General features: G+C 67.1%; 26 protein-coding genes and 1 pseudogene. 12 read left to right on the top strand and 15 right to left on the bottom strand.

What is annotated here, in order from left to right; translation table 11 throughout:
- Positions 1-17 precede the first annotated feature (17 nt).
- The 4 genes from ACSDHM_RS05520 to ACSDHM_RS05505 all read left to right on the top strand — a co-directional run bounded on the left by ACSDHM_RS05520 (position 18) and on the right by ACSDHM_RS05505 (position 2,660).
- The gene (locus ACSDHM_RS05520; RefSeq protein WP_005415953.1) at positions 18-287 is read left to right on the top strand and encodes a Trm112 family protein; all 270 of its coding nucleotides are present in this window, start codon (positions 18-20) and stop codon (positions 285-287) included.
- Positions 284-1,135, top strand: a complete 852-nt coding sequence (gene nadC / locus ACSDHM_RS05515) for a nicotinate-nucleotide diphosphorylase (protein ID WP_438915152.1) — start codon at positions 284-286, stop codon at positions 1,133-1,135. Before ACSDHM_RS05520 ends, nadC begins: the two co-directional genes overlap by 4 nt.
- A gap of 117 nt (positions 1,136-1,252) precedes the next feature.
- Positions 1,253-2,242 (top strand): DUF2272 domain-containing protein, encoded by a 990-nt coding sequence (locus tag ACSDHM_RS05510; protein WP_072166751.1) that lies wholly within the window; start codon positions 1,253-1,255, stop codon positions 2,240-2,242.
- A 67-nt stretch (positions 2,243-2,309) separates the two neighbouring features.
- On the top strand, positions 2,310-2,660 hold the full coding sequence (locus ACSDHM_RS05505; protein WP_072166752.1) for a DUF3301 domain-containing protein: 351 nt from the start codon (positions 2,310-2,312) through the stop codon (positions 2,658-2,660).
- Between the two features lie 85 nt (positions 2,661-2,745).
- Here ACSDHM_RS05505 and ACSDHM_RS05500 read toward each other — a convergent pair whose 3' ends face one another.
- From ACSDHM_RS05500 to ACSDHM_RS05465, 8 genes and pseudogenes are all read right to left on the bottom strand, one after another.
- Positions 2,746-3,198: a ClpXP protease specificity-enhancing factor gene (locus ACSDHM_RS05500; RefSeq protein WP_005412806.1), complete on the bottom strand. Its 453-nt coding sequence runs from the start codon at positions 3,196-3,198 to the stop codon at positions 2,746-2,748.
- Between the two features lie 84 nt (positions 3,199-3,282).
- Entirely contained in the window at positions 3,283-3,918 is a 636-nt protein-coding gene (locus ACSDHM_RS05495) for a glutathione S-transferase N-terminal domain-containing protein (RefSeq protein ID WP_005415948.1), read from the bottom strand.
- Positions 3,919-4,052: 134 nt separating this feature from the next.
- Positions 4,053-4,802 carry a cytochrome c1 gene (locus tag ACSDHM_RS05490; RefSeq protein WP_088497709.1) on the bottom strand — a complete coding sequence of 250 codons (750 nt, stop codon included), beginning with the start codon at positions 4,800-4,802 and terminating at the stop codon, positions 4,053-4,055.
- Positions 4,795-6,054, bottom strand: coding sequence for a cytochrome b (locus tag ACSDHM_RS05485; RefSeq protein WP_005408840.1), 1,260 nt, complete (start codon positions 6,052-6,054; stop codon positions 4,795-4,797). The genes ACSDHM_RS05490 and ACSDHM_RS05485 overlap by 8 nt, the downstream gene beginning before the upstream one ends.
- The gene (gene petA, locus ACSDHM_RS05480; protein ID WP_004151998.1) at positions 6,054-6,674 is read right to left on the bottom strand and encodes a ubiquinol-cytochrome c reductase iron-sulfur subunit; all 621 of its coding nucleotides are present in this window, start codon (positions 6,672-6,674) and stop codon (positions 6,054-6,056) included. Before petA ends, ACSDHM_RS05485 begins: the two co-directional genes overlap by 1 nt.
- 194 nt (positions 6,675-6,868) lie before the next feature.
- The gene (locus ACSDHM_RS05475; RefSeq protein WP_434556928.1) at positions 6,869-7,333 is read right to left on the bottom strand and encodes a lytic transglycosylase domain-containing protein; all 465 of its coding nucleotides are present in this window, start codon (positions 7,331-7,333) and stop codon (positions 6,869-6,871) included.
- A 75-nt stretch (positions 7,334-7,408) separates the two neighbouring features.
- Positions 7,409-7,522 (bottom strand): annotated as a pseudogene (locus ACSDHM_RS05470) (lytic transglycosylase domain-containing protein); the annotation flags it as partial.
- Between the two features lie 312 nt (positions 7,523-7,834).
- A complete protein-coding gene (locus ACSDHM_RS05465) occupies positions 7,835-8,803 on the bottom strand; it encodes a helix-turn-helix transcriptional regulator (RefSeq protein WP_072166755.1) in 969 nt (322 codons plus the stop codon).
- Between the two features lie 80 nt (positions 8,804-8,883).
- Here ACSDHM_RS05465 and ACSDHM_RS05460 point away from each other — a divergent pair, with 80 nt between their 5' ends.
- Positions 8,884-9,504: a glutathione S-transferase family protein gene (locus ACSDHM_RS05460; RefSeq protein WP_088497707.1), complete on the top strand. Its 621-nt coding sequence runs from the start codon at positions 8,884-8,886 to the stop codon at positions 9,502-9,504.
- Positions 9,505-9,699: 195 nt separating this feature from the next.
- Entirely contained in the window at positions 9,700-11,118 is a 1,419-nt protein-coding gene (miaB, locus tag ACSDHM_RS05455) for a tRNA (N6-isopentenyl adenosine(37)-C2)-methylthiotransferase MiaB (protein WP_072166757.1), read from the top strand.
- A 79-nt stretch (positions 11,119-11,197) separates the two neighbouring features.
- Here miaB and ACSDHM_RS05450 read toward each other — a convergent pair whose 3' ends face one another.
- From ACSDHM_RS05450 to ACSDHM_RS05440, 3 genes are read right to left on the bottom strand one after another with little or no spacing between them, the layout of a single operon-like run.
- Positions 11,198-12,310: an ABC transporter permease gene (locus ACSDHM_RS05450; RefSeq protein ID WP_171958405.1), complete on the bottom strand. Its 1,113-nt coding sequence runs from the start codon at positions 12,308-12,310 to the stop codon at positions 11,198-11,200.
- A complete protein-coding gene (locus ACSDHM_RS05445) occupies positions 12,307-13,230 on the bottom strand; it encodes an ABC transporter ATP-binding protein (RefSeq protein WP_439426720.1) in 924 nt (307 codons plus the stop codon). Before ACSDHM_RS05445 ends, ACSDHM_RS05450 begins: the two co-directional genes overlap by 4 nt.
- Positions 13,231-13,250: 20 nt before the next feature.
- Positions 13,251-14,207 carry an HlyD family secretion protein gene (locus ACSDHM_RS05440; protein WP_072166759.1) on the bottom strand — a complete coding sequence of 319 codons (957 nt, stop codon included), beginning with the start codon at positions 14,205-14,207 and terminating at the stop codon, positions 13,251-13,253.
- A gap of 441 nt (positions 14,208-14,648) precedes the next feature.
- On the opposite strand from ACSDHM_RS05440, the gene ACSDHM_RS05435 reads away from it, so the two are divergent.
- From ACSDHM_RS05435 to ACSDHM_RS05410, 6 genes are all read left to right on the top strand, one after another.
- Positions 14,649-15,635 (top strand): PhoH family protein, encoded by a 987-nt coding sequence (locus ACSDHM_RS05435; protein WP_005415936.1) that lies wholly within the window; start codon positions 14,649-14,651, stop codon positions 15,633-15,635.
- On the top strand, positions 15,632-16,117 hold the full coding sequence (ybeY, locus tag ACSDHM_RS05430; protein WP_072166760.1) for an rRNA maturation RNase YbeY: 486 nt from the start codon (positions 15,632-15,634) through the stop codon (positions 16,115-16,117). The genes ACSDHM_RS05435 and ybeY overlap by 4 nt, the downstream gene beginning before the upstream one ends.
- Before the next feature lie 107 nt (positions 16,118-16,224).
- Positions 16,225-16,791: a hypothetical protein gene (locus tag ACSDHM_RS05425; protein ID WP_425520594.1), complete on the top strand. Its 567-nt coding sequence runs from the start codon at positions 16,225-16,227 to the stop codon at positions 16,789-16,791.
- Positions 16,792-16,855: 64 nt separating this feature from the next.
- Positions 16,856-17,737, top strand: coding sequence for an HlyC/CorC family transporter (locus ACSDHM_RS05420; RefSeq protein ID WP_005408827.1), 882 nt, complete (start codon positions 16,856-16,858; stop codon positions 17,735-17,737).
- Positions 17,734-18,990: a lipoprotein N-acyltransferase Lnb domain-containing protein gene (locus ACSDHM_RS05415; RefSeq protein WP_439426719.1), complete on the top strand. Its 1,257-nt coding sequence runs from the start codon at positions 17,734-17,736 to the stop codon at positions 18,988-18,990. Before ACSDHM_RS05420 ends, ACSDHM_RS05415 begins: the two co-directional genes overlap by 4 nt.
- 6 nt (positions 18,991-18,996) lie before the next feature.
- Positions 18,997-20,019: a magnesium and cobalt transport protein CorA gene (locus ACSDHM_RS05410; protein WP_065195776.1), complete on the top strand. Its 1,023-nt coding sequence runs from the start codon at positions 18,997-18,999 to the stop codon at positions 20,017-20,019.
- A 75-nt stretch (positions 20,020-20,094) separates the two neighbouring features.
- Here the strand turns inward: ACSDHM_RS05410 and ACSDHM_RS05405 are convergent, their stop codons facing one another.
- The 4 genes from ACSDHM_RS05405 to ACSDHM_RS05390 form a co-directional block, all read right to left on the bottom strand.
- Positions 20,095-21,459 (bottom strand): NAD-dependent succinate-semialdehyde dehydrogenase, encoded by a 1,365-nt coding sequence (locus ACSDHM_RS05405; RefSeq protein WP_439426718.1) that lies wholly within the window; start codon positions 21,457-21,459, stop codon positions 20,095-20,097.
- Positions 21,460-21,542: 83 nt separating this feature from the next.
- Positions 21,543-22,385, bottom strand: a complete 843-nt coding sequence (locus tag ACSDHM_RS05400; RefSeq protein ID WP_005415928.1) for an ABC transporter permease subunit — start codon at positions 22,383-22,385, stop codon at positions 21,543-21,545.
- On the bottom strand, positions 22,382-23,314 hold the full coding sequence (locus ACSDHM_RS05395) for an ABC transporter permease subunit (protein WP_049469494.1): 933 nt from the start codon (positions 23,312-23,314) through the stop codon (positions 22,382-22,384). The genes ACSDHM_RS05400 and ACSDHM_RS05395 overlap by 4 nt, the downstream gene beginning before the upstream one ends.
- Complete coding sequence (locus ACSDHM_RS05390) at positions 23,311-24,447, bottom strand: ABC transporter ATP-binding protein (protein ID WP_111007597.1); 1,137 nt, start codon at positions 24,445-24,447, stop codon at positions 23,311-23,313. Before ACSDHM_RS05390 ends, ACSDHM_RS05395 begins: the two co-directional genes overlap by 4 nt.
- Between the last annotated feature and the right edge of the window lie 123 nt (positions 24,448-24,570).

The following is a 24,570-nucleotide window of genomic DNA, read 5'->3' as shown; positions in this document are numbered from 1 at the left end:
ACGCAAGACGAAGAACCATGGATCGCAAGCTGCTCGACCTGCTGGTGTCCCCGGACACCCGCCAGCCCCTGTCCCTGCTGGATGGCAAGGGCCTGGAAGCCCTCAACAAGGCCATTTCCGCCGGCACGGTGACCAAGGCCGATGGCAACCCGCTGGCGCAGCCGCTGCGCGAGGCGCTGGTCACCCGTGACCGCAAGCAGGTGTTCCGCGTCGACGACGGCATCCCGGTGCTGCTGGCCGAGGAAGCCATTCCGACCGCCCAGATCGCCGACTTCCCGGCCGCATGAGCACGCTGCCGACGCCGGATGCGGCCGTTGTCGCCGCCGATGTCGCGCGCGCGCTGGCCGAGGACCTGGGCAGCGGTGACGTCACCGCCGCCCTGCTCCCCGACCAGGCCGACAGCGCCTACCTGCTGTGCAAGCAGGATGCGGTGATCGCCGGGCGGCCCTGGTTCGACGCCACCCATCGCGCGCTCGACCCTGACGTGCGCATTGAATGGCACATCGCCGAAGGCGATGCCGTCACCGCCGGCACCGTGCTGGCCCTGCTGCACGGGCGCAGCCGCAGCCTGGTCAGTGCCGAGCGCACATCGCTGAACTTCCTGCAGACGCTGTCCGGCACCGCGACCACCACTGCCCGCTACGTGGCTGCGGTGGCCGGTACCGGTACCCGCATCCTCGACACCCGCAAGACCCTGCCCGGCCTGCGCCTGGCACAGAAGTACGCGGTGCGCTGCGGCGGCGGCGAGAACCATCGCTTCGGCCTGTACGACACGGTGATGGTGAAGGAGAACCACATCCGTGCTGCCGGTTCGCTGGCCGCGGCGGTGGCCGCCGCACGCCGGCAGTGGCCTGCGCTGCCACTGGTGGTCGAGGTCGAAGACCTGGCACAGCTGCGCCAGGCGCTCGAAGCCGGTTGCGAACGCATCCTGCTGGATGACTTCAGTCCCGACCTGCGCCGCGAGGCGGTGCGCATCACGGCCGGGCGCATTCCGCTGGAAGTCTCCGGCAGCGTCGGCCTGGGCGGCCTGCGTTCGATCGCCGAGGATGGCGTCGATTGCATCTCCATCGGCGGGCTGACCAAGCATGTGCAGGCCATCGATCTGTCGTTGAAGCTGGGCCCGCCGCCGGCTTGAGGCCTACGCGACCTTGTGGAGCCGAGCGTAGGCTCGCCTCTACACGACCCGGGCGCCTTCACGGCTCGGCTACGCCAGCCTCTGCGACGCTGCGGGCATCCCCCACAGGAGCCGCGCATGCGCCGGATGCTCTTGCCTGCCTGTCTGCTGCTCGCGGCAGCCCCCTTGTCCGCCGCAGCCGCTGAAGCCTGCGATGTCCCTCCCCGCTTCGGCCTGAGCCCATTGGCGGTGGCCATCCGCAATACCGCCTGCAATGAACACCGGCTCTGGTTCCGGCCCTTCATCGATCGCGATGGCCGCGCGGCGAGTCTGAGTGTCACCGAGGCCGAGAACGAACACCTGGCCGACAACGGGCTGATTGCCTGGCAGCGCGTGGCCGGCTACTGGCGCAACAGCGGCACGCTCAACGCGATGGGCAGCATCGCCGGTGCCAGCAGCTGCGTGGCACCGCTGGGTACGCGCTACACCGACAGCGACTGCCGCGCCTTCCTGATCGACAATCCGTGGTCGGCCGCTTTCATTTCCTGGGTGATGGTGCAGGCCGGCGTTCCCGGCTTCAACACGTCGCCGCGCCACATCGACTACATCCGTGCCGCGTACCAGGGCGGCCCCTCGGGCGTGCCGTACCGGCTGGTCGATCCCGCGACCGCAAAGCCCGCACCGGGCGATCTGTTGTGCTTCCTGCGCGACCGCAGCACGACGCTCAGCTACAGCGGGCTGGTGCAGGCGCTGGGCAACGGTTCGGTGGGCCACTGGAAATCGCATTGCGAAGTGGTGGTGGCTGCCAACCTGGGGGGCGACCAGACCCTGTACCTGGTCGGTGGCAACGTGATGAACACCGTGGCAATGCGCCTGCTGCCGCTGGACCGTACCGGATTGATCAAGCTGCCCCCGGCACGCGAACGCAACAGCACCGGCATCGACCCCAGCTGCACGCCGGGCCGCGAGGACGAATGCAGCTTCAACCGCCAGGACTGGGCGGCCCTGCTGCAGTTGACCGCGACCGCGCCATTGGTGATGCCGTCACCCTCCGCAGCGCCGATGCAGGCCGTACCGGCCAACGCGCCCGCAGCACCGATGACGGGCCAGCCACCGCCGAGCCGGTGATACCCGTGCTTGATCCAGCGCGCGTTCGCCGCCATCTTTGCCGGATCGACCTCTGACGGCTGACGCCATGCCTACCCTGCTGCTGTTGCTGATTGCCGGCGGAATCATCTACTTCTTCTGGAACGCCGCACGCTCGGCCGCCGAGCGCGCGGTCGAGCTGGGACGCAATGCCTGCCGCGCCGCCGACGTGCAGTGGCTGGACCAGGCGGTGCACGCCACCGGCCTGCGACTGTCGCGTGGCGAGGATGGCCGGCTCGGTTTCGAGCGCACCTTCAAGTTCGAGTATTCCTACGATGGCATCGATCGCCACGTGGGCCGCATGGTGCTGCGTGGCGACCAGCTGATTTCGTTCACCGGCCCCGGTGCCGCGCGGATCAGCCAGATCCGGCCGGATGCGGAGGATGCCGAGGATGCCTAGGGTTTGAAGATGTGCCGGCCAACGGTCGGCACCCACCGCCAAACGGGCAAAGAAAAACGCCGCCCATCGGGCGGCGTCAGAATGGTTACTTGACCACGCGCAGGTTCGGGCGGCCCTTCGGTGGCGGACTGGCCGGCGGCGTGTCGTCCGGCGGCGTGCCTTCCTCGTGCAGCAGCTCATCGCTGGTCGGTGCGGTTTCGTTGCCCGGAATGTCATCCGGCAATGCCATGCCCTGCCCGGTCTCGCGGGCGTAGACCGCCAGCACGGCGCTGATCGGCACCTGCACCGGGTAGCTGGTTCCGGAGAAGCGGGCCGAGAAGCTCACCATTTCGTTGTCGATCATCAGCCGCACGACAGCACGTTCGGCGATGTTGAGCACGACCCGGCCATCCTTGACCGCCGAAGGCGGGACCTGCACGCCGGGGACGCCGGCGTCGACCAGGATGTGCGGGGTCAGCTGGTTGTCGTTGATCCATTCCACCAGCGCCCGCAGCAGGTACGGGCGGTGGCTGGTCATGTGGAAGAAGTCTTCGGTCATGCGTGAAGTGTACGCGCCCGGCGCCCCGCCGGGGCGGATCGTCTGCACGCCGGTCGGCCTGCAGACGGGTAACGCGGGGACGGATCAGACCGGCAGATCGCGCAGTTTCTTTTCCTGCTCGGTCAGGCTGCGGACAAATCCGGGATGGCGGAAGATGCGGTTGCCGTAGTCCTCGATCGCCTTGCCATCCTTCGGCAGCGGCACATCCAGCGACTGCAGGCGCCAGATGATCGGCGCCATCGCGCAGTCGGCCAGGCTCATTTCCGGATTGAGGAAGAATTTGCTGGCCTTGAACAGCGGCAGCGAGGCGGTCAGCAGTTCCTTCAGGCGCTTGCGCCCGGCCTCGGCCTGGGTCTTGTTGCCCAGCTGGATGGCCTGCACCTGCGGCACCCAGTCGTGCTCGATGCGCAGCATGGCCAGGCGGATGCGCGCACGCGACAGCGGGTCGACCGGCATCAGTGGCGGATGCGGGTAGCGCTCATCCAGGTATTCGCTGACCACCGATGCGGCGTACAGCACCAGCTCGCGTTCGACCAGGGTCGGCACCGAGTGGTACGGATTGAGGTCGATCAGGTCTTCAGGCGGGTTCTGCGGATCGACCGGAACGAAGTCGAAGGTGACGCCCTTGGCCGCCAGGACCAGGCGTACACGGTGGCACAGTACGTCGTCGTTCGAGGAAAACAGCGTCAGTGTATTGCGCATGCGTACGCTCGCCGCCATCAAAGGCTCTCCCACGACAGGAGACCGCCTGCCGCATCGGCGCCGCCGGCACCGTGCCAGCGGTCGACTCCTCCCCGAGTGTGCAACCGACCATCACAAAAGCCAATAGGCCCACGCGATGGCCGGCGCCAGAATCAGTGAACGTCCTTCCAGTATTCCTTCTTCAGCAGATACAGCAGGAAGGTCAGCAGGGCCAGGAACAGGATCACCCACACGCCCAGCTGCTGGCGCTTGAGTGCGGCCGGTTCGCCGGCGTATTCGAGGAAGTTGGTGATGTCCCGCACGGCCTGGTCGTACTGCCCGGCATCGACCGATCCCGGCGTTTCAATCTTCAGGCCGGTCACCGGCGGGTCCATGCCGGGCGCTTCCGCCTTGCCGTGCACCGCATGCTGCAGCCCCTGCATCTCCCACAGCGGGTTGGGCATGGAGGCGTTGGCGAACAGCGCGTTGTTCCAGCCCAGCGGGCGGCTGCTGTCCAGATAGAACGACTTGAGATAGGTGTAAACCCAGTCACTGCCCCGCACGCGCGAGATCAGGCTGAGATCGGGCGGCATCTTGCCGAACCACTTCTCCGCGTTCTCCTTGGGCATCGCCACCGGGATCGGGTCGCCGATCGCCGAGCCGGTGAAGTTGAGGTTGTTCATCACCTCTTCTTCGGTCAGGCCCAGGTCCTGCGCCATCCGCGAGTAGCGCAGGTACTTCAGCGCATGGCAGCCGGAGCAGTAGTTCATGTACAGCTGCGCACCCCGCTGCAGCGAGGCGCGGTCACCGAGGTCGTTGCCGGCCTGCAGCAGCTTGGTGCCGCCCTCGGCGGCGGAGGCCAGGAAACTGCCCAGCATCAGGGTGGCCGTCAGGGCCAGCCGGACAATCCAGCGCTCAGTCATGCGTGGTCACCCTCTCCGGTACCGGCTTGGTCTTGTCCAACCTTGTCCATAGCGGCATGGTGATGAAGAACGCGAAGTACAGGAAGGTCAGCACCCGCCCGATGTAGGTTTCATGCACGTCGGTGCCCGGGCCGGAGCCGATCACGCCCAGCCACACGAAGCACACCGCCAGCACGCCCAGCATCACCTTCGAGATCCAGCCGCGGTAGCGCACCGACTTTACCCTGGCCTTGTCCAGCCACGGCACCAGGAACAGGATCGCAATGGCCGAGAACATGACCAGCACGCCACCGAGCTTGTTCGGTACCACGCGCAACATCGCGTAGTACGGCGTGTAGTACCAGACCGGCTTGATGTGTTCGGGGGTCACCAGGCGGTTGGCCTCGGTGAAGTTGTCGTGTTCCAGGAACAGGCCGCCGAAGCCCGGTGCGAAGAAGATGATGAAGGCGGCGATGATCAGCAGGAAGCCGGCGCCGACACCATCCTTGAGCGTGTAGTACGGGTGGAACGGAATACCGTCGGCCGGCGCATTCGGCGACCAGCGGTTGCCCTTCGGTCCTTTCTTGATCTCCACGCCATCGGGGTTGTTCGACCCCACTTCGTGCAGCGCGCCCAGATGCAGCACCACCAGCAACAGCAGCACCAGCGGCAGTGCGATGACGTGCAATGCGAAGAAGCGGTTGAGCGTGGCGTCACTGGGCAGGTAATCGCCCATGATCCATTCGGTCAGGCCGTTGCCGATCACCGGTATCGCGCCGAACAGCGAGATGATCACCTTGGCGCCCCAGAACGACATCTGGCCCCACGGCAGCACATAGCCCATGAAGGCTTCGGCCATCAGCACCAGGTAGATCAGCATGCCCAGGATCCACACCAGCTCGCGCGGCTTCTGGTAGCTGCCGTACAGCAGGCCGCGGAACATGTGCAGGTAGACCACGATGAAGAACAGCGAGGCGCCGGTGGAGTGCATGTAGCGGATCAGCCAGCCCCACTCCACATCACGCATGATGTATTCGATGGAGCCGAACGCCTCCGCGGCGCTGGTCTTGTAGTGCATCGTCAGGAAGATGCCGGTGACGATCTGGTTGACCAGCACCAGCAGTGCCAGCGAGCCGAAGTAGTACCAGATGTTGAAGTTCTTCGGCGCGTAGTACTCGCTGACGTGCTTGCGATAGACCGGCATCAGGCCCGGCGCGCGGGCATTGACCCAGTCGGCGACGCCGCTGGCGGTACGGCTGAGGATATTGGCCATCAGGCAGCCCCCTGCGGATCGACACCGATGATGATGGTGTTGTCGTCCTGGTAGTGGTGCGCGGGCACCTTCAGGTTGATCGGCGCCGGCACATCCTTGAAGACGCGGCCGGACATGTCGAAGCGCGACTTGTGGCAGGGGCAGAAGTAGCCCCCCTTCCACTGCGGGTCATAGGGCTCGGGCCGGATCTCGGCGACCATTTCCGGCGAGCAGCCCAGGTGCGTGCACAGGCCGACCAGCACGGAGATGTCCGGCTTGATCGAGCGCAGCTCGGGGTTCTGCTTCAGCACGTAGTCCGGCTGCTGGTCCTTCTCGCCGGACTCGGGGTCCTTGAGGCGGCCATCCAGCCCGTGCAGTGCATCCAGGATCGCCTTGGACCGCTTGACGATCCAGATCGGCTGGCCACGCCACTCCACGATCAGGCGTTGGCCTTCCTGCAGGGCGCTGATGTCGGCCACGACCGGTGCACCGGCAAGCTTGGCGCGGGCACTGGGGTTCCAGGATTTGATGAAAGGAACGGCGGTGAATCCGACGCCGACGGCGCCAACCACAGCAGTGGTGGCAGAAAGAAAACGCCGACGTCCGGTGTTGACTGGATCGTGTACCCCATCGTTGGCCATCCGGCACTCCGATATTGATTAGGTAGCTTTAAGGCTGCCAGCGGATCCGGTGGGGGCCAGAGCCGCATTGAATCATGGGCGAGTGTAGCGGAACCGTCGCGCGCCACACAACGCATTGCAACAACATTGATTACGGGGTTGCCGGCCAGCGGCCGGCACTACCTTTCAAAGGAGTGCCGACCAACGGTCGGCACCTACTGGTGACTCAGGGCGGTGCGGTAACGCTCGGCCAGCTGCCCAACCCGGCGCACGTAGTACTGGGTCTCGCTGTAGGGCGGCACGCCACCGTGGCGGTCGACCGCGCCTTCGCCGGCGTTGTAGCCGGCCGCGGCCAGGGTCAGGTCGCCATTGAAGCGCTTCAGCAACCACGCAAGATACTGCACGCCACCACGGATGTTCTGCCCCGCATCATAGGAATCGCTGACCCCGAAGCGCGCGGCTGTCGGCGGCATCAGCTGCATCAGCCCCTGCGCGCCGGCGCGGCTGAGCGCGGTCGGGTTGTAGGCCGATTCGGCGTGGATGATGGCACGCACCACGGCCTCCTCGACGCCGAACTCGCGTGCCGCCGAGGTGATCTCGGCCTGGAACGCGGTGGTGTTCAGGCGCACCGAACCGAAGTCCACGCGCGGGTTGACGCCGCACGCGTAGCAGCGCTCCATGAAACTGTAGCGGATGGTGCGCACCGGACCGAGGTTGGCCACCTGGGTCGGCCGCGCACTGGTGTAGTGGCGCACCCCATCCTTCATGAAGGAATAGACGTGGCCGCTGACCATCCGCCCGGCCCGCGAGGCCGTCGGTGCCGCGGCAGGCGCGGGTGCAGCAGGCGTCGGCGCGACCGCAGCGGGCGCAGCAGCGCTGGCCGCCACAGCGACCGGATTGCGTTCGATGCTGGCCACCGAGGTCGGCGCAGGCTTCGGTGCGGCCACCACGGGGCGCGGTGCCGGGCGGGTATCGCGGCTGTAGCTGATGCTGCTGCAGCGCGCGCCGGCCACTCGCTTGCTCACGTAGCTGGTGACCCCGTCGGCGCCCTGGCACTTGTACAGGGTGCCGGCGCTGGCCGGCGCAGCGGTCAGCGCAGCGATGATGATCGCCGTTGTCCCCAGTATCCCCTTCATGCCGCGAGTGTCCCAGCTTCGCCGGGGCTTGCCAAGCGACGCGGCTCAGCCTGTGACCGGCGGCACAGCCAGCACCTGGCCCAATCCGGCCAAACGCTGTGCCAGCTCATCGCGCAGGCCCGGCGGTGTGGTCCACAACGCCACCGGCACCCGGTCCAGGCTGAGGATCTGCGCCAGCATCATGCCGCCGCTCTCGGCGCCCATGCGCAACAGGCAATGGTCGGCGCCATCAGCCTCCAGCACCCCACACCACGGCGGGATGCGCCCTTCCAGCTCGGTGCGGCTGCCGGCCAGGCGGACGATGGCCTGCAGCGCGAAGGGCGCCTGGCTGACCGCCTGCCGCACCATCACGTCCGGGGGCGCGGGCGTGCGTCGATGCATGCCCGGCCCGGCGCATTCGCGCACCGCGCCCATCCGGTCCACGCGCAGGGTGCGCCAGTCCTGCCGGCCCAGATCCCAGGCCAGCAGGTACCAGCGCCGCCCATAGTTGACCAGGTGCTGCGCCTCGACCTCGCGCTGGGTCACCGCCTCCTGCGCACTGCGGTACTCGAAGGCCAGCCGTGACGCCTGCCGGCAATGCTGGGCCAGCCGTCCCAGCAGGCGTGCGTCGGTGGAGGGAAGGTCGGACAGGGTGGCCGTCGCCGCATGCACCTCGCCGGCCTGCTGGCGGCGACGGGTCGGCACCAGCGGGTCGAGCTTGGACAACAGGCCCCGGGCGGTGTCGTCGATGCCAGCGACGGTCGCGGACGCGGCCCGCAGCGCGATCGCCAGGGTGGTCGCCTCTTCCTCGTCCAGCAGCATCGGCAGTACCGGTGCCCCGGCCCCCAGCTGATAGCCGCCACCGACCCCCGACGAGGCCCGGACCGGATAGCCCAGTTCGCGCAGCCGCTCGATATCACGCCGGATGCTGCGCCGGTCCACGCCCATGCGCTCGGCCAGCTCAGCCCCGGACCACTGGCGGCGGGCCTGCAGCAGGGCGATCAGGCGCAGCAGTCGATGGGCGGTATGGCGCATGAAGAATCGAGGACAGAAGTCGTCCGCAATGGTGCCCCAGGATGGCTTCCAGTTCACCACCCACCGCAAGGAGCAATGCCATGACCTCACGCCAGATCACCCTTTATCACGCCGCCCGATCCCGCTCGAGCGGCGCCGTGGCCCTGCTCGAAGCGCTGGGTGCCGACTACCGCATGCAGGTGCTGGACCTGAAGGCCGGCGCCAACCTGGCCCCGGCCTATCTGGCCATCAACCCGATGGGCAAGGTGCCGGCCATCGTCCACAACGGCGCGCTGGTGACCGAACAGGTGGCCATTTATCTGTACCTGGCCGACCTGTATCCGGAAGCCGGGCTGGCGCCGCCGATCGGCGATGCCCTGCGCGGGCCCTACCTGCGCTGGATGGCCTTCTACGGTGCCTGTTTCGAGCCGGCGATGATCGACAAGGCGATGCACCGCGAGCCGCCGCCGCGCATGATGTCGCCGTACAACGACGCCGAGACCGTGCTGCAGGTGGTCGAGGCCCAGCTGGCACAGGGTCGCTACCTGCTCGGCGAGACGATGAGTGCCGCCGACGTGCTGTGGGGCAATGCGCTGGCCTGGACCACGGCCTTCGGTCTGGTGCAGCCTGCGCCGGCCACGGCTGATTACATCGCACGGATGAGCGCGATGACCGCCTTCGACCGTTCGCGGCAGATCGATGCGGAGCTGGCGGCGGCATAAGCAGCGCCGGCTGGCTTTCCTTGTAGAGCCGAGCCCACGCTCGGCTGGCTTCAGTAGAGCCAGGCCATGCCAGGCTGCCCCATGGGAAGCGGGAAGAGCAGCCGAGCGTGGGCTCGGCTCTACAAGGGCGCGGCGGCTGGCGCGGGATGCGGGTAGAATTGCCCGCTTTCCCGCCACCCGAATGGATTAAGCGCCATGACCGGGACGCCAGACGTCTTTCCGCCCGCCACCCCGGGCGGTACCCCGCTCGTTGCCCTGCCCGCTGGTCCGCGCAAGCCCGACCAGGTCAAGGGCAAGCTGTACATCAAGACCCACGGTTGCCAGATGAACGAGTACGACTCGGCCAAGATGGCTGACGTGCTTGCCGCCAGCGATGGCCTGGAACTGACCGACAGCCCGGACGACGCCGACGTCATCCTGGTCAACACCTGCTCCATCCGCGAGAAGGCGCAGGAGAAGGTGTTCAGCCAACTCGGCGTGTGGAAGGGCCTGAAGAACAAGGGCCGCGAGGTCATCATCGGCGTGGGCGGCTGCGTTGCCTCGCAGGAAGGCGAAGCGATCATCAAGCGCGCCCCGTTCGTGGACCTTGTGTTCGGCCCGCAGACCCTGCATCGCCTGCCGGAACTGATCCGCGCGCGGCGCGAGCAGAAGCGCCCGCAGGTGGACATCAGCTTCCCCGAGATCGAGAAGTTCGACCGCCTGCCCGAGCCACGCGCCGAAGGTGCCTCGGCGTTCGTGTCGATCATGGAAGGCTGTTCCAAGTACTGCTCGTTCTGCGTGGTGCCCTACACCCGCGGCACCGAAGTCAGCCGCCCGTTCGAGGACGTGGTGGTGGAAGTGGCGCAGCTCGCCGCGCAGGGCGTGCGCGAGATCAACCTGCTCGGCCAGAACGTCAACGCCTATCGCGGCCCATATGGAGACGGTGAGTTTGCCGACCTCGGCCTGCTGATCCGCACCATCGCCGAGATCGATGGGGTCGGCCGCATCCGCTTCACCACCTCGCACCCGCTCGAGTTCAGCGATTCGCTGATCGACGCGTTCCGCGACGTTCCGCAGCTGGCCAACTTCCTGCACCTGCCGGTGCAGGCCGGCAGCGACCGCGTGCTGTCGGCGATGAAGCGCGGCTACACCGCGCTGGAATTCAAGTCGAAGATCCGCAAGCTGCGCGCGGTGCGCCCGGACATTTCCATCAGCTCGGACTTCATCGTCGGCTTCCCCGGCGAGACCGATGCCGACTTCGAGAAGACCATGAAGCTGATCGAGGACATCGGCTTCGACCACAGTTTCTCCTTCATCTATTCGCGTCGACCGGGTACACCGGCGGCCGATCTGGAGGACACGATCAGCGATGCCGAGAAGCACGCTCGCCTGTCGCGCCTGCAGGAGCGCATCAATGCGCACGCCGCCAGCATCTCGCAGAAGATGGTCGGTACCGTGCAGACCGTGCTGGTGGAAGGGCCGTCGCGCAAGAACCCGAACGAACTGACCGGCAAGACCGAGAACATGCGGTCGGTGAATTTCCCGGCGCCTGCGCGGTTGATCGGCCAGTTCGTGGATGTGCTGATCACCGAAGCGCTTACCAACTCGCTGCGTGGGCGCGTGGTGGCGGAATAAGGCTAGGGTGTGCCGACCAACGGTCGGCACCCACCGGAAATGATGCCGGCCAGCGGCCGGCACTACCGAATGACAGGCCTCAATCCAGGCGCTTGCGGAAACGCAGGATCGCCAGCGTCATCATCACCACGATGAAGGCCAGCAGCGCCAGCGCGTCGTGCCACAGCTCCCATAGCGAGGCGCCGCGCAGCATGATGCCGCGCACCAGACGCAGGAAGTGGGTCAGCGGCAGCACTTCGGCCAGCCACTGCACCGGCCGCGGCATGCCGGCGAACGGGAACATGAAACCCGACAACAGGATCGACGGCAGGAACAGGAACAGCGTCATCTGCATCGCCTGGAACTGCGAACGCGCGCGCGTGGAGATCAGCAGGCCCAGCGCCAGGTTGGCCAGCACCAGCAGCACTGCGGCCAGGTAGATGTCGAGCAGGCTGCCGCGGATCGGCACCTGGAACAGCCAGGTGCCCAGCACCAGCACCAGCGTGGTCTGCAGCAGGCCGATGGCTGCATAGGGCAGCACCTTGCCGACCATCAGTTCGCTGCGCGATACCGGCGTGGCGATCAGCAGTTCCATGTTGCCGCGCTCGCGCTCGCGTACCACCGCCACCGCCGTGAACATCACCAGGGTCATGGTCAGGATCACCCCGATCAGGCCGGGCACGATGTTCACCGCCGAGCGCCGTTGCGGGTTGTAGAAACTGGTCACGCTGACCTGGCCACCGGCAATGCTGCCTTCGCGCAGCGGCCGCGTATTGCTGGTCGGGCGCGTATCCAGTGGCACCTGCGCCAGCTGGATCGCCGCACTCTGCACCACGGTGTCGCTGCCATCGACCAGCACCTGTACCGCTTCGCGTCCATCGAAGCGGCGACGCTCGAAGTCCGCCGGCACCACGATGCCGACGCTGATCTCGCCGCGGCGCAGCGCCTGCATCAGCTGGTCCGGCGTGTAGGCCTCGCTGCGTGGCGTGATCACGCCGGTGGCGACCATGTCCTGCACCAGCGCGCGTGAGGCGGCGCTGTTGGCCTGGTCGGCGATACCCGCATCGAGGTGGCGCAGGTTGAGGTTGATCGCATACCCGAACAGCAGCAGCTGCATCACCGGAATGCCGACGATCATCGCCAGCGTGATGCGGTCGCGGCGCAGCTGCCGCAGCTCCTTGAGCATGATCGCCCACAGCCTGCGCAGGTTCATGCCGCTGGCTCCCTGCCACGGCCACGGGTGGCGGCCACGAACACGTCCTCCAGGTTCGGCGCCACGATTTCGATATGCGCTTGCGGGTCGGCGCTGGCCAGCGCGCGCCGCAGCGCCGCGACATCCGCTGCGCCTTCGTTGCACAGCACGCGCAGATGGGTGCCGATCTGCGCCACGCTCAGCACGCCGGGCAGCTCGGCCAGCACGCGGCTGGCCTGGCGTGGCTGCGATGACGTGACCTGCAGCGTTCGTCCTTGCAGCCGTGAACAGAGCTCGGCCGGCGTGCCGTCGGCCACCAGTGCGCCGCGATCAAGGATCGCCAGGCGATGGCAGCGCTCGGCTTCGTCCATGTAATGGGTCGACACCAGCACCGTGGTTCCCGCGTCGGCCAGTTCAAACAGGGCCTCCCAGAAATCGCGGCGCGACTCGGGATCGACCGCGCTGGTCGGCTCGTCCAGGAACAGCAGTTCGGGCGAATGCACCACGGCGCCGGCCAGGGCCAGGCGCTGCTTCTGCCCGCCGCTGAGCGTACCGGCCAGCTGCGGCTGCCGGTCCTGCAACCGGTACTGCTGCAGCAGCGCATCGACCCGTTGCCGGGCCTGGTTGCGCGGCAGGTCCTGGATGGCGGCGAGGAATTCCAGGTTCTCGCGTACCGACAGGTCTTCGTACAGCGAGAAGCGCTGGGTCATGTAGCCGATGCGCCGGCGCAGTGCTTCGGCCTGCTCGGGAACCGCCAGGCCCAGCACCTCGATCTGCCCCGCACTGGGTTCCAGCAGGCCGCACAGCATGCGGATGGTGGTCGACTTGCCTGACCCGTTCGGGCCCAGGAAGCCGTACACCTGCCCGCGCGGGACGGTCAGGTCGGCCTTGTCCACGGCCAGCAGTTCACCGAAGCGGCGGGTCAGGCCCTGCGCATGCACCGCGATGTCCGCACCGGTGTTCAGAAGCGCACCTGCACCGGCAGTCCGGCCGGAAGCTTCTGCATGTCGCTGGCTGCATCCACGTCGATCTCGGCGAGGTAGCTCAGGCGCTCGACGTCATCGCCGGTCAGTGCGTAGTACGGGGTGAATGAAGGCTCGCTGCGGATCGCGCGCACATGGCCCTTCAGTACGGTGCTTCCTCCCTCCAGCTGTATCTGCGCCGGCTGACCGACCTTGACCTGCAGGCGCAGCGGCTGCGGCAGGTAGACGCGCGCATAGGGGCGCTCGCCGACCAGCATCACCGCCAGCGGCGCCCCGATCGGTGCCTGGTCACCCTGCCGGTAGGGCAAGGCATCGATCACGCCATCGCGCGGTGCGCGCAGCTGCAGCTTCTGCAGGTTGACGCCCTGCACCACCTGCTGCGCCTGTGCGGCGTCGGCGGCCGCCTGGCCCTGGGCGATGTCCTGCGCGCGACTGCCGTGCACCCGTTCCAGCCAGGCCTGCTCGGCGGCACGCACGCTGGCCGCGGCATTGCCGGCGGCCGCTCGTGCACGGTCCAGCTCGGCGGCGGCGATCAGGCGCTGGCGTGCCAATGGTTGCACCCGACGATAGTAGGCAGTGGCCTCAGCAGACTGCGCGCGCAACGCGGCCAGTTGTGCCTGGGCCTGTGCGATCTGTTCCTGGCGCGGGCCAAGCTTCAGCTCTTCCAGCTGGGCCTGCGCGCGCGCCGTGTCGGCCTGCGCCGCCGCGAACTGCGCGTCGCCGCGGGCGGGGTCGAGCTGCATCAGCACGGCCCCGGCCTTGACCCGCTGGCCCTCGCGCACCTCCACCGTGGCGATCACCTCGGCCGCCGGCGCCGGCACCGTGATCCGGTCCCACTCCAGCGTGCCCAGCGCCGTTGGCGTTGACTGCCCACAGCCCGCCAGCAGGCCGATGCCCACCAGCCCGAGTCCACGCATCCCGTTGCCGATGCCCATGCCATTCCCTCCTGCGACGGCGACACGGTGCCACCTGCCCCGTGCACCCTCAATGATTCCGATCAGCCCTGACGGTTTTTTCGCCACGCGCGGACAGGCCTTTTGCTGCAAGGTTCCTCGCCACCTATCCACAGCTTGATTCAGCATCATTCCACAGCCGGTGTGGAGAACCGGACGGGGGCAGCCGTACTGGGTGCCTGGCAGCGGAAGATGCGCTGCCGTCACAGGCGCCGGCCGACCGTGACGGTTTTTTCACCACCACCTCATCCGCCTTGTGGCACAAGCACTGCGAAGGCCTATCCACAGCTTTTCGCGCCCCCCGTCCACACCGGGTGTGGAAAACCGCGTATCGGCCCGCCGCTGGCCGCATGCCCGGTACGCGCGTAACCTTGTCACCCCGAGTCCATCGCGGTGGACGGCGACCCCGCCCCACCCCAAGCAATGAAAAGCATCGATCATCGAGACTTCACCCTGTCGCCGGAAGACAACGAGCGACTGGCCAACCTGTGCGGCCCCTTCGATGGGCACCTGCGCCAGATCGAGCTGAAGCTCGGCGTGGAGATCGCCAATCGTGGCTTCGTGTTCCGCATCAGCGGGCCCAACGAAGCCATCGTGGAGGCGCAGAAGCTGGTTGAAGCGCTGTACGCCGAAGCCGGCGAAACCACCTTCGACAACCACGCCATCCACCTGCGCCTGGCGCAGGCCAACGTCGAGCAGATCGCCGAGCGCTCCTACGAAGCGCAGGACGTGGCGATCAAGGTCAAGCGTGGCACGGTACGCGGCCGCGGCGCCAACCAGGGCCGCTACCTGCACCAGATCGCCACGCATGACATCAACTTCGGCATCGGCCCGGCGGGAACCGGCAAGACCTTCCTGGCCGTGGCCAGCGCGGTCGAAGCACTGAACGAGTCACGGGTGCAGCGCCTGATCCTGGTGCGCCCGGCGGTGGAAGCCGGCGAGAAGCTGGGCTTCCTGCCCGGCGACCTGAGCCAGAAGGTCGACCCCTATCTGCGACCGCTGTACGACGCCCTGTACGAGATGATGGGCGTGGAAAAGGTGGTCAAGCTGCTGGAGAAGAACGTCATCGAGATCGCGCCGCTGGCCTACATGCGCGGCCGCACGCTCAACGATGCGTTCGTGATCCTGGACGAGGCGCAGAACACCACCATCGAGCAGATGAAGATGTTCCTGACCCGCCTGGGCTACGGCTCCACCGCGGTGGTCACCGGTGACCTGACCCAGACCGACCTGCCCAAGCACGTGAAGTCCGGCCTGCGCGACGCCATCGATGTGCTGCGCGAGGTCGAGGGCGTCAGCTTCACCTTCTTCGAATCCCGCGACGTGGTCCGGCATCCGCTGGTGGCGCGCATCGTCAGCGCCTACGACCGCCGCGACCTGCATCAGATCCAGCCTGGAGCGACGCCATGACCCGTGGTCCCGTGCGACTGGACGTCGCCGTCAGTTATGCCCTGCCGCGTACCGGGCTGCCGGCGGCAGTGAGCTTCCGCAAGTGGGTGGCCGCTGCGTTGAAGGGCCGCATCCGCGAGGCCGACCTGGCCATCCGCGTGGTCGATGCCAAGGAAGGCCAGTCGCTGAACCGCCATTACCGTGGCAAGGACTACGCCACCAACGTGCTCAGCTTCCCGGCCGAAGTGCCCGAAGGTCTGCCCAAGGGCGTCAAGTTCCCGCTGCTGGGTGACCTGGTGATCTGCGCACCGGTGGTGGCGCGTGAAGCCGACGAACAGGGCAAGGCGCTCAATGCCCACTACGCGCACCTGACCGTGCACGGCGTGCTGCACCTGCTTGGCTGGGACCACGAGGACGACAAGGAGGCCGAGGCGATGGAACAGCTGGAGCGCGAGATCCTGGCCGAGCTGGGCATTGACGACCCGTACGCGGGCGAGCGCTAAGGCCTATACAGCCGCGCCTACGCTCGGCTCCAACGCATCGCCCCCCGCAAACCTGACCGAAATGCAGCCGAGCATGGGCTCGGCTCTACAACGGGAATTTCTTTGTGCTGCTGCGTATTGCCCTGCCCCTGCTGCTCGTCGCGTCCGCCCCGGCCGCTGCCTTGGATCTGCCGGCGCTGATCGAATGCCGCCAGGGCGTGGCCGAGCAGACAGCGCTGGCGCCGCTGCTGGCCGATCCGCTGAAGGCCGTGGCCCGGGGCCTGCAGCCGCTGCCGCAGGGCAACCAGTTCATGAGCGAGTACCGGCTGGCCAGCCCGATCACCGTCTTCGGCCAACAGACCGAGCGGGTAGCGGTGGCCGGCGCCAGCATCATGGCCGTCCTCGACCAGGCCGACCCTCGGCCTCTGGCCAAGCGGCTGGCGCTGGAGACCGGCTACGACCAGGACGGCAAGTTCATGGCCGGCCGCGAGCTGGTCAGCCGCGACGTGACCGACCCGCAGAGCGGCGAGGCCCAGATCGAGTCGATCATCCTCAGCGTCTCCACCGTGGCCTCCCATCCGGGGAAAACGCTGGCCGGCTGTACCTACAGCCTGGACCTGCCTGAAGAAGAAGCCCCTGCCCGGCCTGAACTGGCCCCGCCGCCGATCACCGGACCGGGCAGCGACGGTCACTGACAGGCCGCCACATCCTGCTAGACTTGGGCCAACGCCCGGCCTGCCGGGTGCCTTTTTTCCAGAGATGTCAGAAGACGACAGTAGTAGCTCCCCTGCGGAGCACAGTGAAAAGAAGCGCGGTTGGCTTGAACGCCTGACCTCGGCCTTCTCCGGCGAACCCCACACCCGCGACGAGCTGGTCGCTGTCCTGCACACCGCGCAGGAAGAGGGTCTGATCGCCGCCGATACCCTGAAGATGATGGAAGGCGCCATTTCGGTGGCCGAGCTGACCGTGGGCGACGTGATGATCTCGCGCTCGCAGATGGTCTCGCTGCCGGTCGAAGCGCCCTTCCTGGAACTGATGAAGCAGGTGGTCGAATCGGGCCATTCGCGCTTCCCGGTGCACGGCGAGAACAAGGACGACATCCTTGGCATCCTGCTGGCCAAGGACCTGCTGCGCGGCGTGGTCGCCGACAACGGCCCGGCCAACGTGCGCGAGCTGCTGCGCCCGGCGGTTCTGATCCCGGAGGCGAAGAAGCTGAACGTGCTGCTGAAGGAGTTCCGCCTGTCGCGCAACCACATGGCCATCGTGGTCGACGAGTACGGCGGTGTCGCCGGCCTGGTCACCATCGAGGACGTGCTGGAGCAGATCGTCGGCGAGATCGACGACGAGCACGACGAGGCCGAGGATCCGTCCGCGCAGATCGCCATCCAGTCCGACGGCCAGTACGTGGTCGACGCGCTGACCCCGATCGGCGACTTCAACGAGCGCTTCGGCGCGACGTTCTCCGACGAGGACTACGACACCATCGGTGGCCTGGTCACCGAGGCCGTGGGCCATCTGCCGGAAGTCGGCGATGAGCTGGCGCTGGACCGCTTCATGTTCCGCGTGGCCCGCGCCGATGCGCGCCGGGTGCAGGCCTTCCACGTGACCGTGCTGCCGCCGGACGCGCAGGACGACGCTTGAAGCGCCGCAGTCTGATCCTGACGGCGTGGCTGGCACTGTGTGTGCTGGCCATGACCATGGCCCTGCCACTGGCCGCCTTCGCGCAGCCGGCGGCAGCCGTGCCCGCACCTGCCACCGCCAACGCCGAGGCCCCGGTCCCGCGTATCGGCGTGGTGACCATGCAGCCGGGCACCGTGTTCTTCGAACGCTTCGGGCATGATGCCATCGTGGTGATCGATCCGCTCAGCGGCCAAGCGACCTCATACAACTTCGGCTACTTCGATCCGTCCGAGGACGATTTCATCAGCCGCTTCGTGCGCGGCGACATGATGTATTACCTGGTGGCGCTACCGCTGCAGCAGGACCTGTCGTACTACGACGAGACCGGCCGCGGTGCCAGCGTGCAGTGGCTGGACCTGCGCCCCGACCAGGCGCGTGCCCTGGCCGCTGACCTGGCCGAGCGGGCCAAGCCGGACAACGCGCGCTACCACTACGACTACTACACCGCCAACTGCGCCACGATGGTACGCGACACGGTGGACAAGGCGCTGGGCGGTGGCCTGCAGTCGCAGTTGTCGGGGCGTTCGCGCGGCAACACCTACCGCAGCGAGTCGGTGCGCTTGGCCTCGCCCGCCCCGTGGATGTGGCTGGGCTTCGATGTCGGCCTGGGGCCGTTTGCCGACCAGCCGCTGTCGCGCTGGCAGGAAGCGTTCGTGCCGATGCGCCTGGCCGATGCGCTGCGCCAGGCACGCAACAGTGATGGCCGGCCGCTGGTGCAGTCCGAACAGGAACTGCTGCCACACCGCATCGATCCGGAGCCGAAGGAATTCGCGCGTCGCTGGTGGCCGTGGCTGCTGCTTGGTCTGGCCGTGGCCGGCGGCGTGCTGGTGCTGCGCAACCGCCCGCGCCTGCTGGCCGGGCTGGCCCTGCCGTTCTGGCTGCTGTGCGCCATCGCCGGCAGCCTGCTGGTGTTCCTGTGGGGCTTCAGCATCCACTACGCCGCCTGGGCCAACCGCAACCTGCTGCTGCTTTCGCCGGTGGCCGTGCTGCTGCTGCCCGGAGCAATCAGCCTGCTGCGCCGGCGCGTGCCGGGCCGCATGTTCAGGGTCGTGCTGTGGCTGCTGGCAGTGCAGGCCGTGGCGGCGCTGGTGCTGCACTGGCTGAGCCTGCAGGCGCAGTACAACGTGCAGTGGATCGTGCTGCTGCTGCCCGTCCACGTCGCGCTGGCGTGGGTACTGGGGCGCCATCCTCACTTGTCCGAAACACGGCGCTGACGCACGATGGCGGGCATGTCATTGCCCGCCTCCGCTTCCGCCCCGGCTTCAGCCAACCCCGCCTGCGTCATCAACTGCGTCCACTACGATGACGAGGGCAAACGCCACGACATCACCCTGGACGCCATCAGCGATGTCATTGCCAGTGGCAATGGCTTTGTCTGGGTTGGCCTGTACGACCCCAACGACGATGTGCTGCTGAAACTGCAGGAGGAGTTCTGCCTGCACGACCTGGCCATCGAGGATGCGCGCAACGCCCACCAGCGGCCCAAGGTCGAGACCTACGGCAATTCAATGTTCGTGGTGGTGACCACCGCGCAGATGGTCGACGAGCGCATCCAGTATGGCGAAACCCATGCCTTCCTCGGCCCGCGCTTCCTGGTAACGGTGCGCCACGGCGCCTCGCTTTCCTACGCGCCGGTACGTGCTCGGGTCGAGCGTGAGCCGCAGCTGCTGAAGATGGGCCCGTCGTACTGCCTGTACGCGGTGACCGACTTCGTGGTCGACAATTACCTGCCGATCGTGCACCGCTTCCGCGACACCCTGGACCTGCTGGAAAAGGACATCTTCGCCGAGAACTACAAGCGCAGCACCGTGGTACGCCTGTACGAGCTCAAGCGCGAACTGAACAAGATGCGGATGGCGGTGGCGCCGCTGCAGGATGTGCTGGCCCAGCTGCGCCGTTACCAGGGCGAGCTGGTTCCGGACGAAGTGAAGCTCTACATCCGTGACGTGCACGACCACGCGGTACGCATCAGCGATGTGATCGACACCCTGCGCGAGATGCTGGGCACCGCGCTCAGCGTGAACCTGTCGCTGGTGACGCTGGCGCAGGGCGAGACGGTCAAGCGCCTCGGTGCGTGGGCCGCGCTGCTGGCGGCACCGACGCTGATCACCAGCTGGTACGGGATGAACTTCAGCCACATGCCGGAGCTGAGCCAACCGTGGGCCTACCCACTGATGATCGTTGGTGTGGGCGGCGTCTGCGTGGGCCTGTACCGGTTGTTCAAGCGCGCAAAGTGGTTGTGACCCGCTGGTGGTAGTGCCGGCCGCTGGCCGGCAACCAGGGCAATGCCGGCCAGCGGCCGGCATTGCCATTCGGCATCAAGCTACGTAAACGGTCTTGATGTTCATGAACTCATGGATGCCGTGGTCGGCCAGTTCCCGGCCAAACCCAGACTGCTTGCTGCCGCCGAACGGCAGCCGCGCATCGCTCTTGACGATCGCGTTGACGAACGCGGCGCCGCATTCCATGCGTTGTGCGAAAGCTTCGCCGCGCACCGGATCGCGCGTCCACACGCTGCCGCCGAGGCCGAAGCGGGTGTCGTTGGCCACGCGCAGTGCCTCGCTCTCATCAGCGACCCGGATCACCGCAGCCACCGGACCGAACAGTTCCTCGTCGTAGGCCGGCATGCCCGGGCCGACCTGGTCGAGCACCGTGGCCGGATAGCCGGCATGGGTGCCGGCAATCGGCTCGCCGCCTATCAGCACACGCGCCCCCTTGGCCACGCTGGCCTGTACCTGCTTGTGCAGTTCATCGCGCAGATCGGCACGGGCCATCGGCGCCAGCGTGGTGCCCCGCTCATCGGGGTCGCCGTACTGGCGCTTGGCCGCAGCTTCAACGAAGCGACGGGTGAATTCATCGGCTACCGCCTCGACCACGATGAACCGCTTGGCCGCGATGCAGGTCTGCCCGCTGTTGTCGAAGCGCGACTTCACCGCTGCCGCAACCGTCTTGTCGAGGTCGGCATCGTCGAGCACCACGAAGGCATCGCTGCCACCCAGCTCCATCACCGACTTCTTCAACTGGCTGCCGGCGTTGGAGGCGATCGAGCGCCCTGCCCGCTCGCTGCCGGTCAGCGTCACCGCCTTCACCCGTGCGTCGCGCAGCACGTCGGCGGCCTGGTCGTTGTCGATGTGCAGCACGTCGAACACGCCGTCCGGCAGGCCGCCATCACGGCACACCGCCAGGATCAGGTCGGCACACTGCGGCACGTTGCTGGCGTGCTTGAGCAGGGCCACGTTGCCGGCCATGAACGCCGGTGCGAGGAAGCGGAACACCTGCCAGATCGGAAAATTCCACGGCATCACCGCGAACACGCAGCCGATCGGCTCGTAGCGCACATAGCTGCGCTGCGCTTCGGTGTCGATCAGCTGCGGTTTGAGATAGTCGGCCGCATGGTCGGCGTAGTACTCGCAGGCCGCCGCGCACTTGTCGACCTCGGCCAGCGCTTCGGCCTTGAGCTTGCCCATCTCGTGGGTCATCGCCTGCTGCAGGTCGTCGCGGCGCGTGCGCAGCTGCGCCGCGATCTGGCGCAGGATCGCGCCGCGTTCCTGCAGCGAACGCTCGGCCCAGCCGGGGAACGCATCGGCGGCGGCCTGCAGGCGCTGCTCGATGTCAGCAGCGCCCATCAGTTCATGGCGGTAGGTCACCTGGCCGGTGGCCGGGTCGATGATCTCGACGGTCATGGGGGGTCTCCATCAAAGTGACCCCCATTGTGCGCCGCCGGCCGTGAGCCGGATGTTGCCGGCGCTGTCGACAGACCGTGTGCTCAGCCGTTGTCCTGCCGTGCCAGCTGCAGGTCACGCTGGCGCCGCTTCTCGGCGCGGGCGTTGATGTACCAGCCGATCACTGCAGCGATCGACACGGCCGACACCAGCAGCGTGGCCAACGCGTTGATCTTCGGGCTGATGCCCATGCGCACCGAGGCGAACACTTTCATCGGCAGCGTGGTCGAGCCCGGCGTGGCCACGAAACTGGCCACCACCACGTCATCCAGCGACAGCGTGAAGGCCAGCAGCCAGCCCGCCACCAGAGCCGGCGCGATGATCGGCAGGGTGATGCGGGTGAATACGGTCAACCGGCTGGCACCGAGGTCCATCGCCGCTTCTTCCAGCGACAGGTCCATTTCCTGCAGGCGCGAGGACACCACCACGGTGACGAAGCATAGGGTGAAGGTCACGTGTGCGATCCAGATGGTGGCCAGGCCACGCGCGGGGAAGCCGGGAATCGCGCCCATCGAGGCCAGCAGCGCCATCAGCGAGAAGCCCAGGATCACATCCGGCATCACCAGCGGCGCGGTGACCAGCGCACCGAACAGCGGCTTGCCCCGGAAACGCTTGAAACGGGTCATCACCATCGCCGCCAGCGTACCCAGCACGGTGGCGGTGCAGGCGGTCCAGAACGCCACCACCAGGCTGGTCCACATCGCATCCATCAGCGCACGGTCGGCGAACAGGTCGCTGTAGGCACGGGTGGAGAACCCGGCCCAGACCATCGCCAGCCGCGAACTGTTGAACGAATAGAACATCAACAGCAGGATCGGCAGGTACAGGAAGGCGAAGCCGAGCAGCAGCACGCCCAGACCCAGGCCCTTGGCGGTACGCGGGCTCATGCCTGCTTCCCTTCCAGCAGGCGCTGCTGGGAACGGTTGAACAGCAGGATCGGCACCAGCAGCAACAGGATCATCGCCACCGCCATCGCCGAGGCGCCTGGCCAGTTGCGGTTGTTGAAGAACTCGTTCCACAGCTGGCGGCCGACCATCAGCGTCTCCGAACCACCGAGCATTTCCGGGATCACGAACTCACCCACCGCCGGGATCATCACCAGCATGCAGCCGGCGATGATGCCGGCCCTGGACAGCGGCAAGGTGATGCGCAGGAACGCCTGCCACGGCTTGGCGCCGAGGTCGTAGGCCGCTTCCAGCAGGCGGTGGTCATGCTTGACCAGGTTGGCGTACAGCGGCAGCACCATGAACGGCAGGTAGCAGTAGACGATGCCGATGTAGGCGGCCGTCGGCGTATCGATCAGCTGCAGTTTCGGCAGCCCCATCGACGTCATCAGCGTCTGCAGGCCAGTGAACTGCAGGAACTGGTCGAGCAGGCCATTGCGGTCCAGGATCGCCTTCCACGCGTACACGCGGATCAGGAACGAGGTCCACGACGGCAGCACCACCAGCATCATCGCCACGTTGCGCGCGGCCGGCGACAGGCGCGCGATGGCATAGGCCATCGGGTAGCCGATCAGCAGGGTCAGGAAGGTGGAGATCGCCGCGATCCTGATCGAACTGAGGAAAGCCTGCGCATAGATCGAATCGCGGAACAGCGCCAGGTAGTTTTCCAGGTTCAGCTTCAGCGAGAAGCCGCCGTCCGCGTACTGGAGCAGCCAGGTGTACGGCGGCGAGCCGACCCGGCTGAGCGAGAAGCTGATCATCAGCACGATCAGGAACGGCACCGCGAAGAACAGCAGCAGCCACAGGTACGGAATGCCGATCACCGTGGCACGCAGCCCCGGCAGCCAGCGCTTCAGGCCGGCGACGCTCATGAGGTCAGCACCACGCCGTCGTTGTCGCGCCAGTGCACCCACACGCTGTCCCCCCAGGTCAGGCCATCGCTGGCCCAGCGCTGCGAGTTGGCGAAATTGGCCAGCACCTTGGCACCGCTGGGCAGGCGCACGTGGTAGACCGAATGGCTGCCGAAATAGGCGATGTCCTCGATCACGCCCTGGGCCTTGTTGGTGTGCCCTTCCGGCTCGTCCTTGCCGATCATCACCTTTTCCGGGCGCAGCGCGAATGCGACCGGCTGCCCTTCGTAACAGGTGATGCCATGGGCGATGTAGATCGGCGCCGGGAACAGCGGCGAGCGCACGGTCACATACTCGGGCAGGTCCTCGTCGATCACTCCATCGAACAGATTGACCGAACCGATGAACTCGGCAACGAAGCGGTTGGCCGGCTGCTCGTAGACCTCGTCCGGCTTGCCGACCTGCTGGATCCAGCCGGCATCCATCACCGCGATGCGGGTGGCCATGGTCATCGCTTCTTCCTGGTCGTGGGTGACCATCACGCAGGTCACGCCCGACGATTCGATGATGCTGACCAGTTCCAGCTGCATCTGCGAGCGCAGCTTCTTGTCCAGTGCGCCCATCGGCTCGTCCAGCAGCAGCAGCTTCGGCCCCTTGGCCAGCGACCGCGCCAGCGCCACGCGCTGCTGCTGGCCGCCGGACAGCTGGTGCGGCTTGCGCTTGCCCAGGTGGCCCATCTGCACCAGGTCCAGCATCTCGCCGACGCGCTTGCCGATCGCGTCCTTGCCCAGGCCATCCTGCTTCAGGCCGAAGGCAATGTTCTGCTCCACCGTCATGTGCGGGAACAGGGCATAGGACTGGAACATCATGTTGACCGGCCGCTGGTACGGCGGCAGTGCGTCCAGGCGCTGGCCATCGAGGGTGATGCTGCCCTTGGTGGGCGTCTCGAAGCCGCCCAGGCAGCGCAGCAGGGTCGACTTGCCACTGCCGGAGCCACCGAGCAGGGCGAAGATCTCGCCCTTGCGCACGTCCAGATTGACGTCGTCGACGGCGACGAAACCGTCGAATTCCTTGCGCAGGTCGCGAATGGAGAGATAGCCGGGCGCACCGGTCGTGTCGACGACGGTGGCTACCGGCTGGGCTTCAACGGGCATGGGGGCTCCGGGAGCGGGCGGTGGACAGCGGCGGTCATTCTAACGGCCGGGGGCCGAAGGGGATATGACGGGAGTGGGTGGAAGCGGCCGCTGGCCCGCCCAGGGCCCCCGAGGGCGTGTCGG

Source organism: Stenotrophomonas sp. T8, assembly GCF_051853085.1.
Classification (GTDB): Bacteria; Pseudomonadota; Gammaproteobacteria; order Xanthomonadales; family Xanthomonadaceae; genus Stenotrophomonas; species Stenotrophomonas sepilia.
Note: the sequence above shows the minus strand (reverse complement) of the source record. Positions and strands in the feature narration are given on the sequence as shown.

Coding starts and splice junctions, on each gene's coding strand:
- petA (WP_004151998.1), bottom strand. CDS start 6,674: ATGGCCAACGATGGGGTACACGATCCAGTCAACACCGGACGTCGGCGT.
- ACSDHM_RS05500 (WP_005412806.1), bottom strand. CDS start 3,198: ATGACCGAAGACTTCTTCCACATGACCAGCCACCGCCCGTACCTGCTG.
- ACSDHM_RS05475 (WP_434556928.1), bottom strand. CDS start 7,333: ATGGAGCGCTGCTACGCGTGCGGCGTCAACCCGCGCGTGGACTTCGGT.
- ACSDHM_RS05420 (WP_005408827.1), top strand. CDS start 16,856: ATGTCAGAAGACGACAGTAGTAGCTCCCCTGCGGAGCACAGTGAAAAG.
- ACSDHM_RS05510 (WP_072166751.1), top strand. CDS start 1,253: ATGCGCCGGATGCTCTTGCCTGCCTGTCTGCTGCTCGCGGCAGCCCCC.
- ACSDHM_RS05495 (WP_005415948.1), bottom strand. CDS start 3,918: ATGGCGGCGAGCGTACGCATGCGCAATACACTGACGCTGTTTTCCTCG.
- ACSDHM_RS05460 (WP_088497707.1), top strand. CDS start 8,884: ATGACCTCACGCCAGATCACCCTTTATCACGCCGCCCGATCCCGCTCG.
- ACSDHM_RS05490 (WP_088497709.1), bottom strand. CDS start 4,802: ATGACTGAGCGCTGGATTGTCCGGCTGGCCCTGACGGCCACCCTGATG.
- ACSDHM_RS05405 (WP_439426718.1), bottom strand. CDS start 21,459: ATGACCGTCGAGATCATCGACCCGGCCACCGGCCAGGTGACCTACCGC.
- ACSDHM_RS05485 (WP_005408840.1), bottom strand. CDS start 6,054: ATGGCCAATATCCTCAGCCGTACCGCCAGCGGCGTCGCCGACTGGGTC.
- ACSDHM_RS05505 (WP_072166752.1), top strand. CDS start 2,310: ATGCCTACCCTGCTGCTGTTGCTGATTGCCGGCGGAATCATCTACTTC.
- ACSDHM_RS05450 (WP_171958405.1), bottom strand. CDS start 12,310: ATGAACCTGCGCAGGCTGTGGGCGATCATGCTCAAGGAGCTGCGGCAG.
- nadC (WP_438915152.1), top strand. CDS start 284: ATGAGCACGCTGCCGACGCCGGATGCGGCCGTTGTCGCCGCCGATGTC.
- ACSDHM_RS05390 (WP_111007597.1), bottom strand. CDS start 24,447: ATGCCCGTTGAAGCCCAGCCGGTAGCCACCGTCGTCGACACGACCGGT.
- ACSDHM_RS05410 (WP_065195776.1), top strand. CDS start 18,997: ATGGCGGGCATGTCATTGCCCGCCTCCGCTTCCGCCCCGGCTTCAGCC.
- ACSDHM_RS05465 (WP_072166755.1), bottom strand. CDS start 8,803: ATGCGCCATACCGCCCATCGACTGCTGCGCCTGATCGCCCTGCTGCAG.
- ybeY (WP_072166760.1), top strand. CDS start 15,632: ATGACCCGTGGTCCCGTGCGACTGGACGTCGCCGTCAGTTATGCCCTG.
- miaB (WP_072166757.1), top strand. CDS start 9,700: ATGACCGGGACGCCAGACGTCTTTCCGCCCGCCACCCCGGGCGGTACC.
- ACSDHM_RS05395 (WP_049469494.1), bottom strand. CDS start 23,314: ATGAGCGTCGCCGGCCTGAAGCGCTGGCTGCCGGGGCTGCGTGCCACG.
- ACSDHM_RS05440 (WP_072166759.1), bottom strand. CDS start 14,207: ATGGGCATCGGCAACGGGATGCGTGGACTCGGGCTGGTGGGCATCGGC.
- ACSDHM_RS05520 (WP_005415953.1), top strand. CDS start 18: ATGGATCGCAAGCTGCTCGACCTGCTGGTGTCCCCGGACACCCGCCAG.
- ACSDHM_RS05400 (WP_005415928.1), bottom strand. CDS start 22,385: ATGAGCCCGCGTACCGCCAAGGGCCTGGGTCTGGGCGTGCTGCTGCTC.
- ACSDHM_RS05435 (WP_005415936.1), top strand. CDS start 14,649: ATGAAAAGCATCGATCATCGAGACTTCACCCTGTCGCCGGAAGACAAC.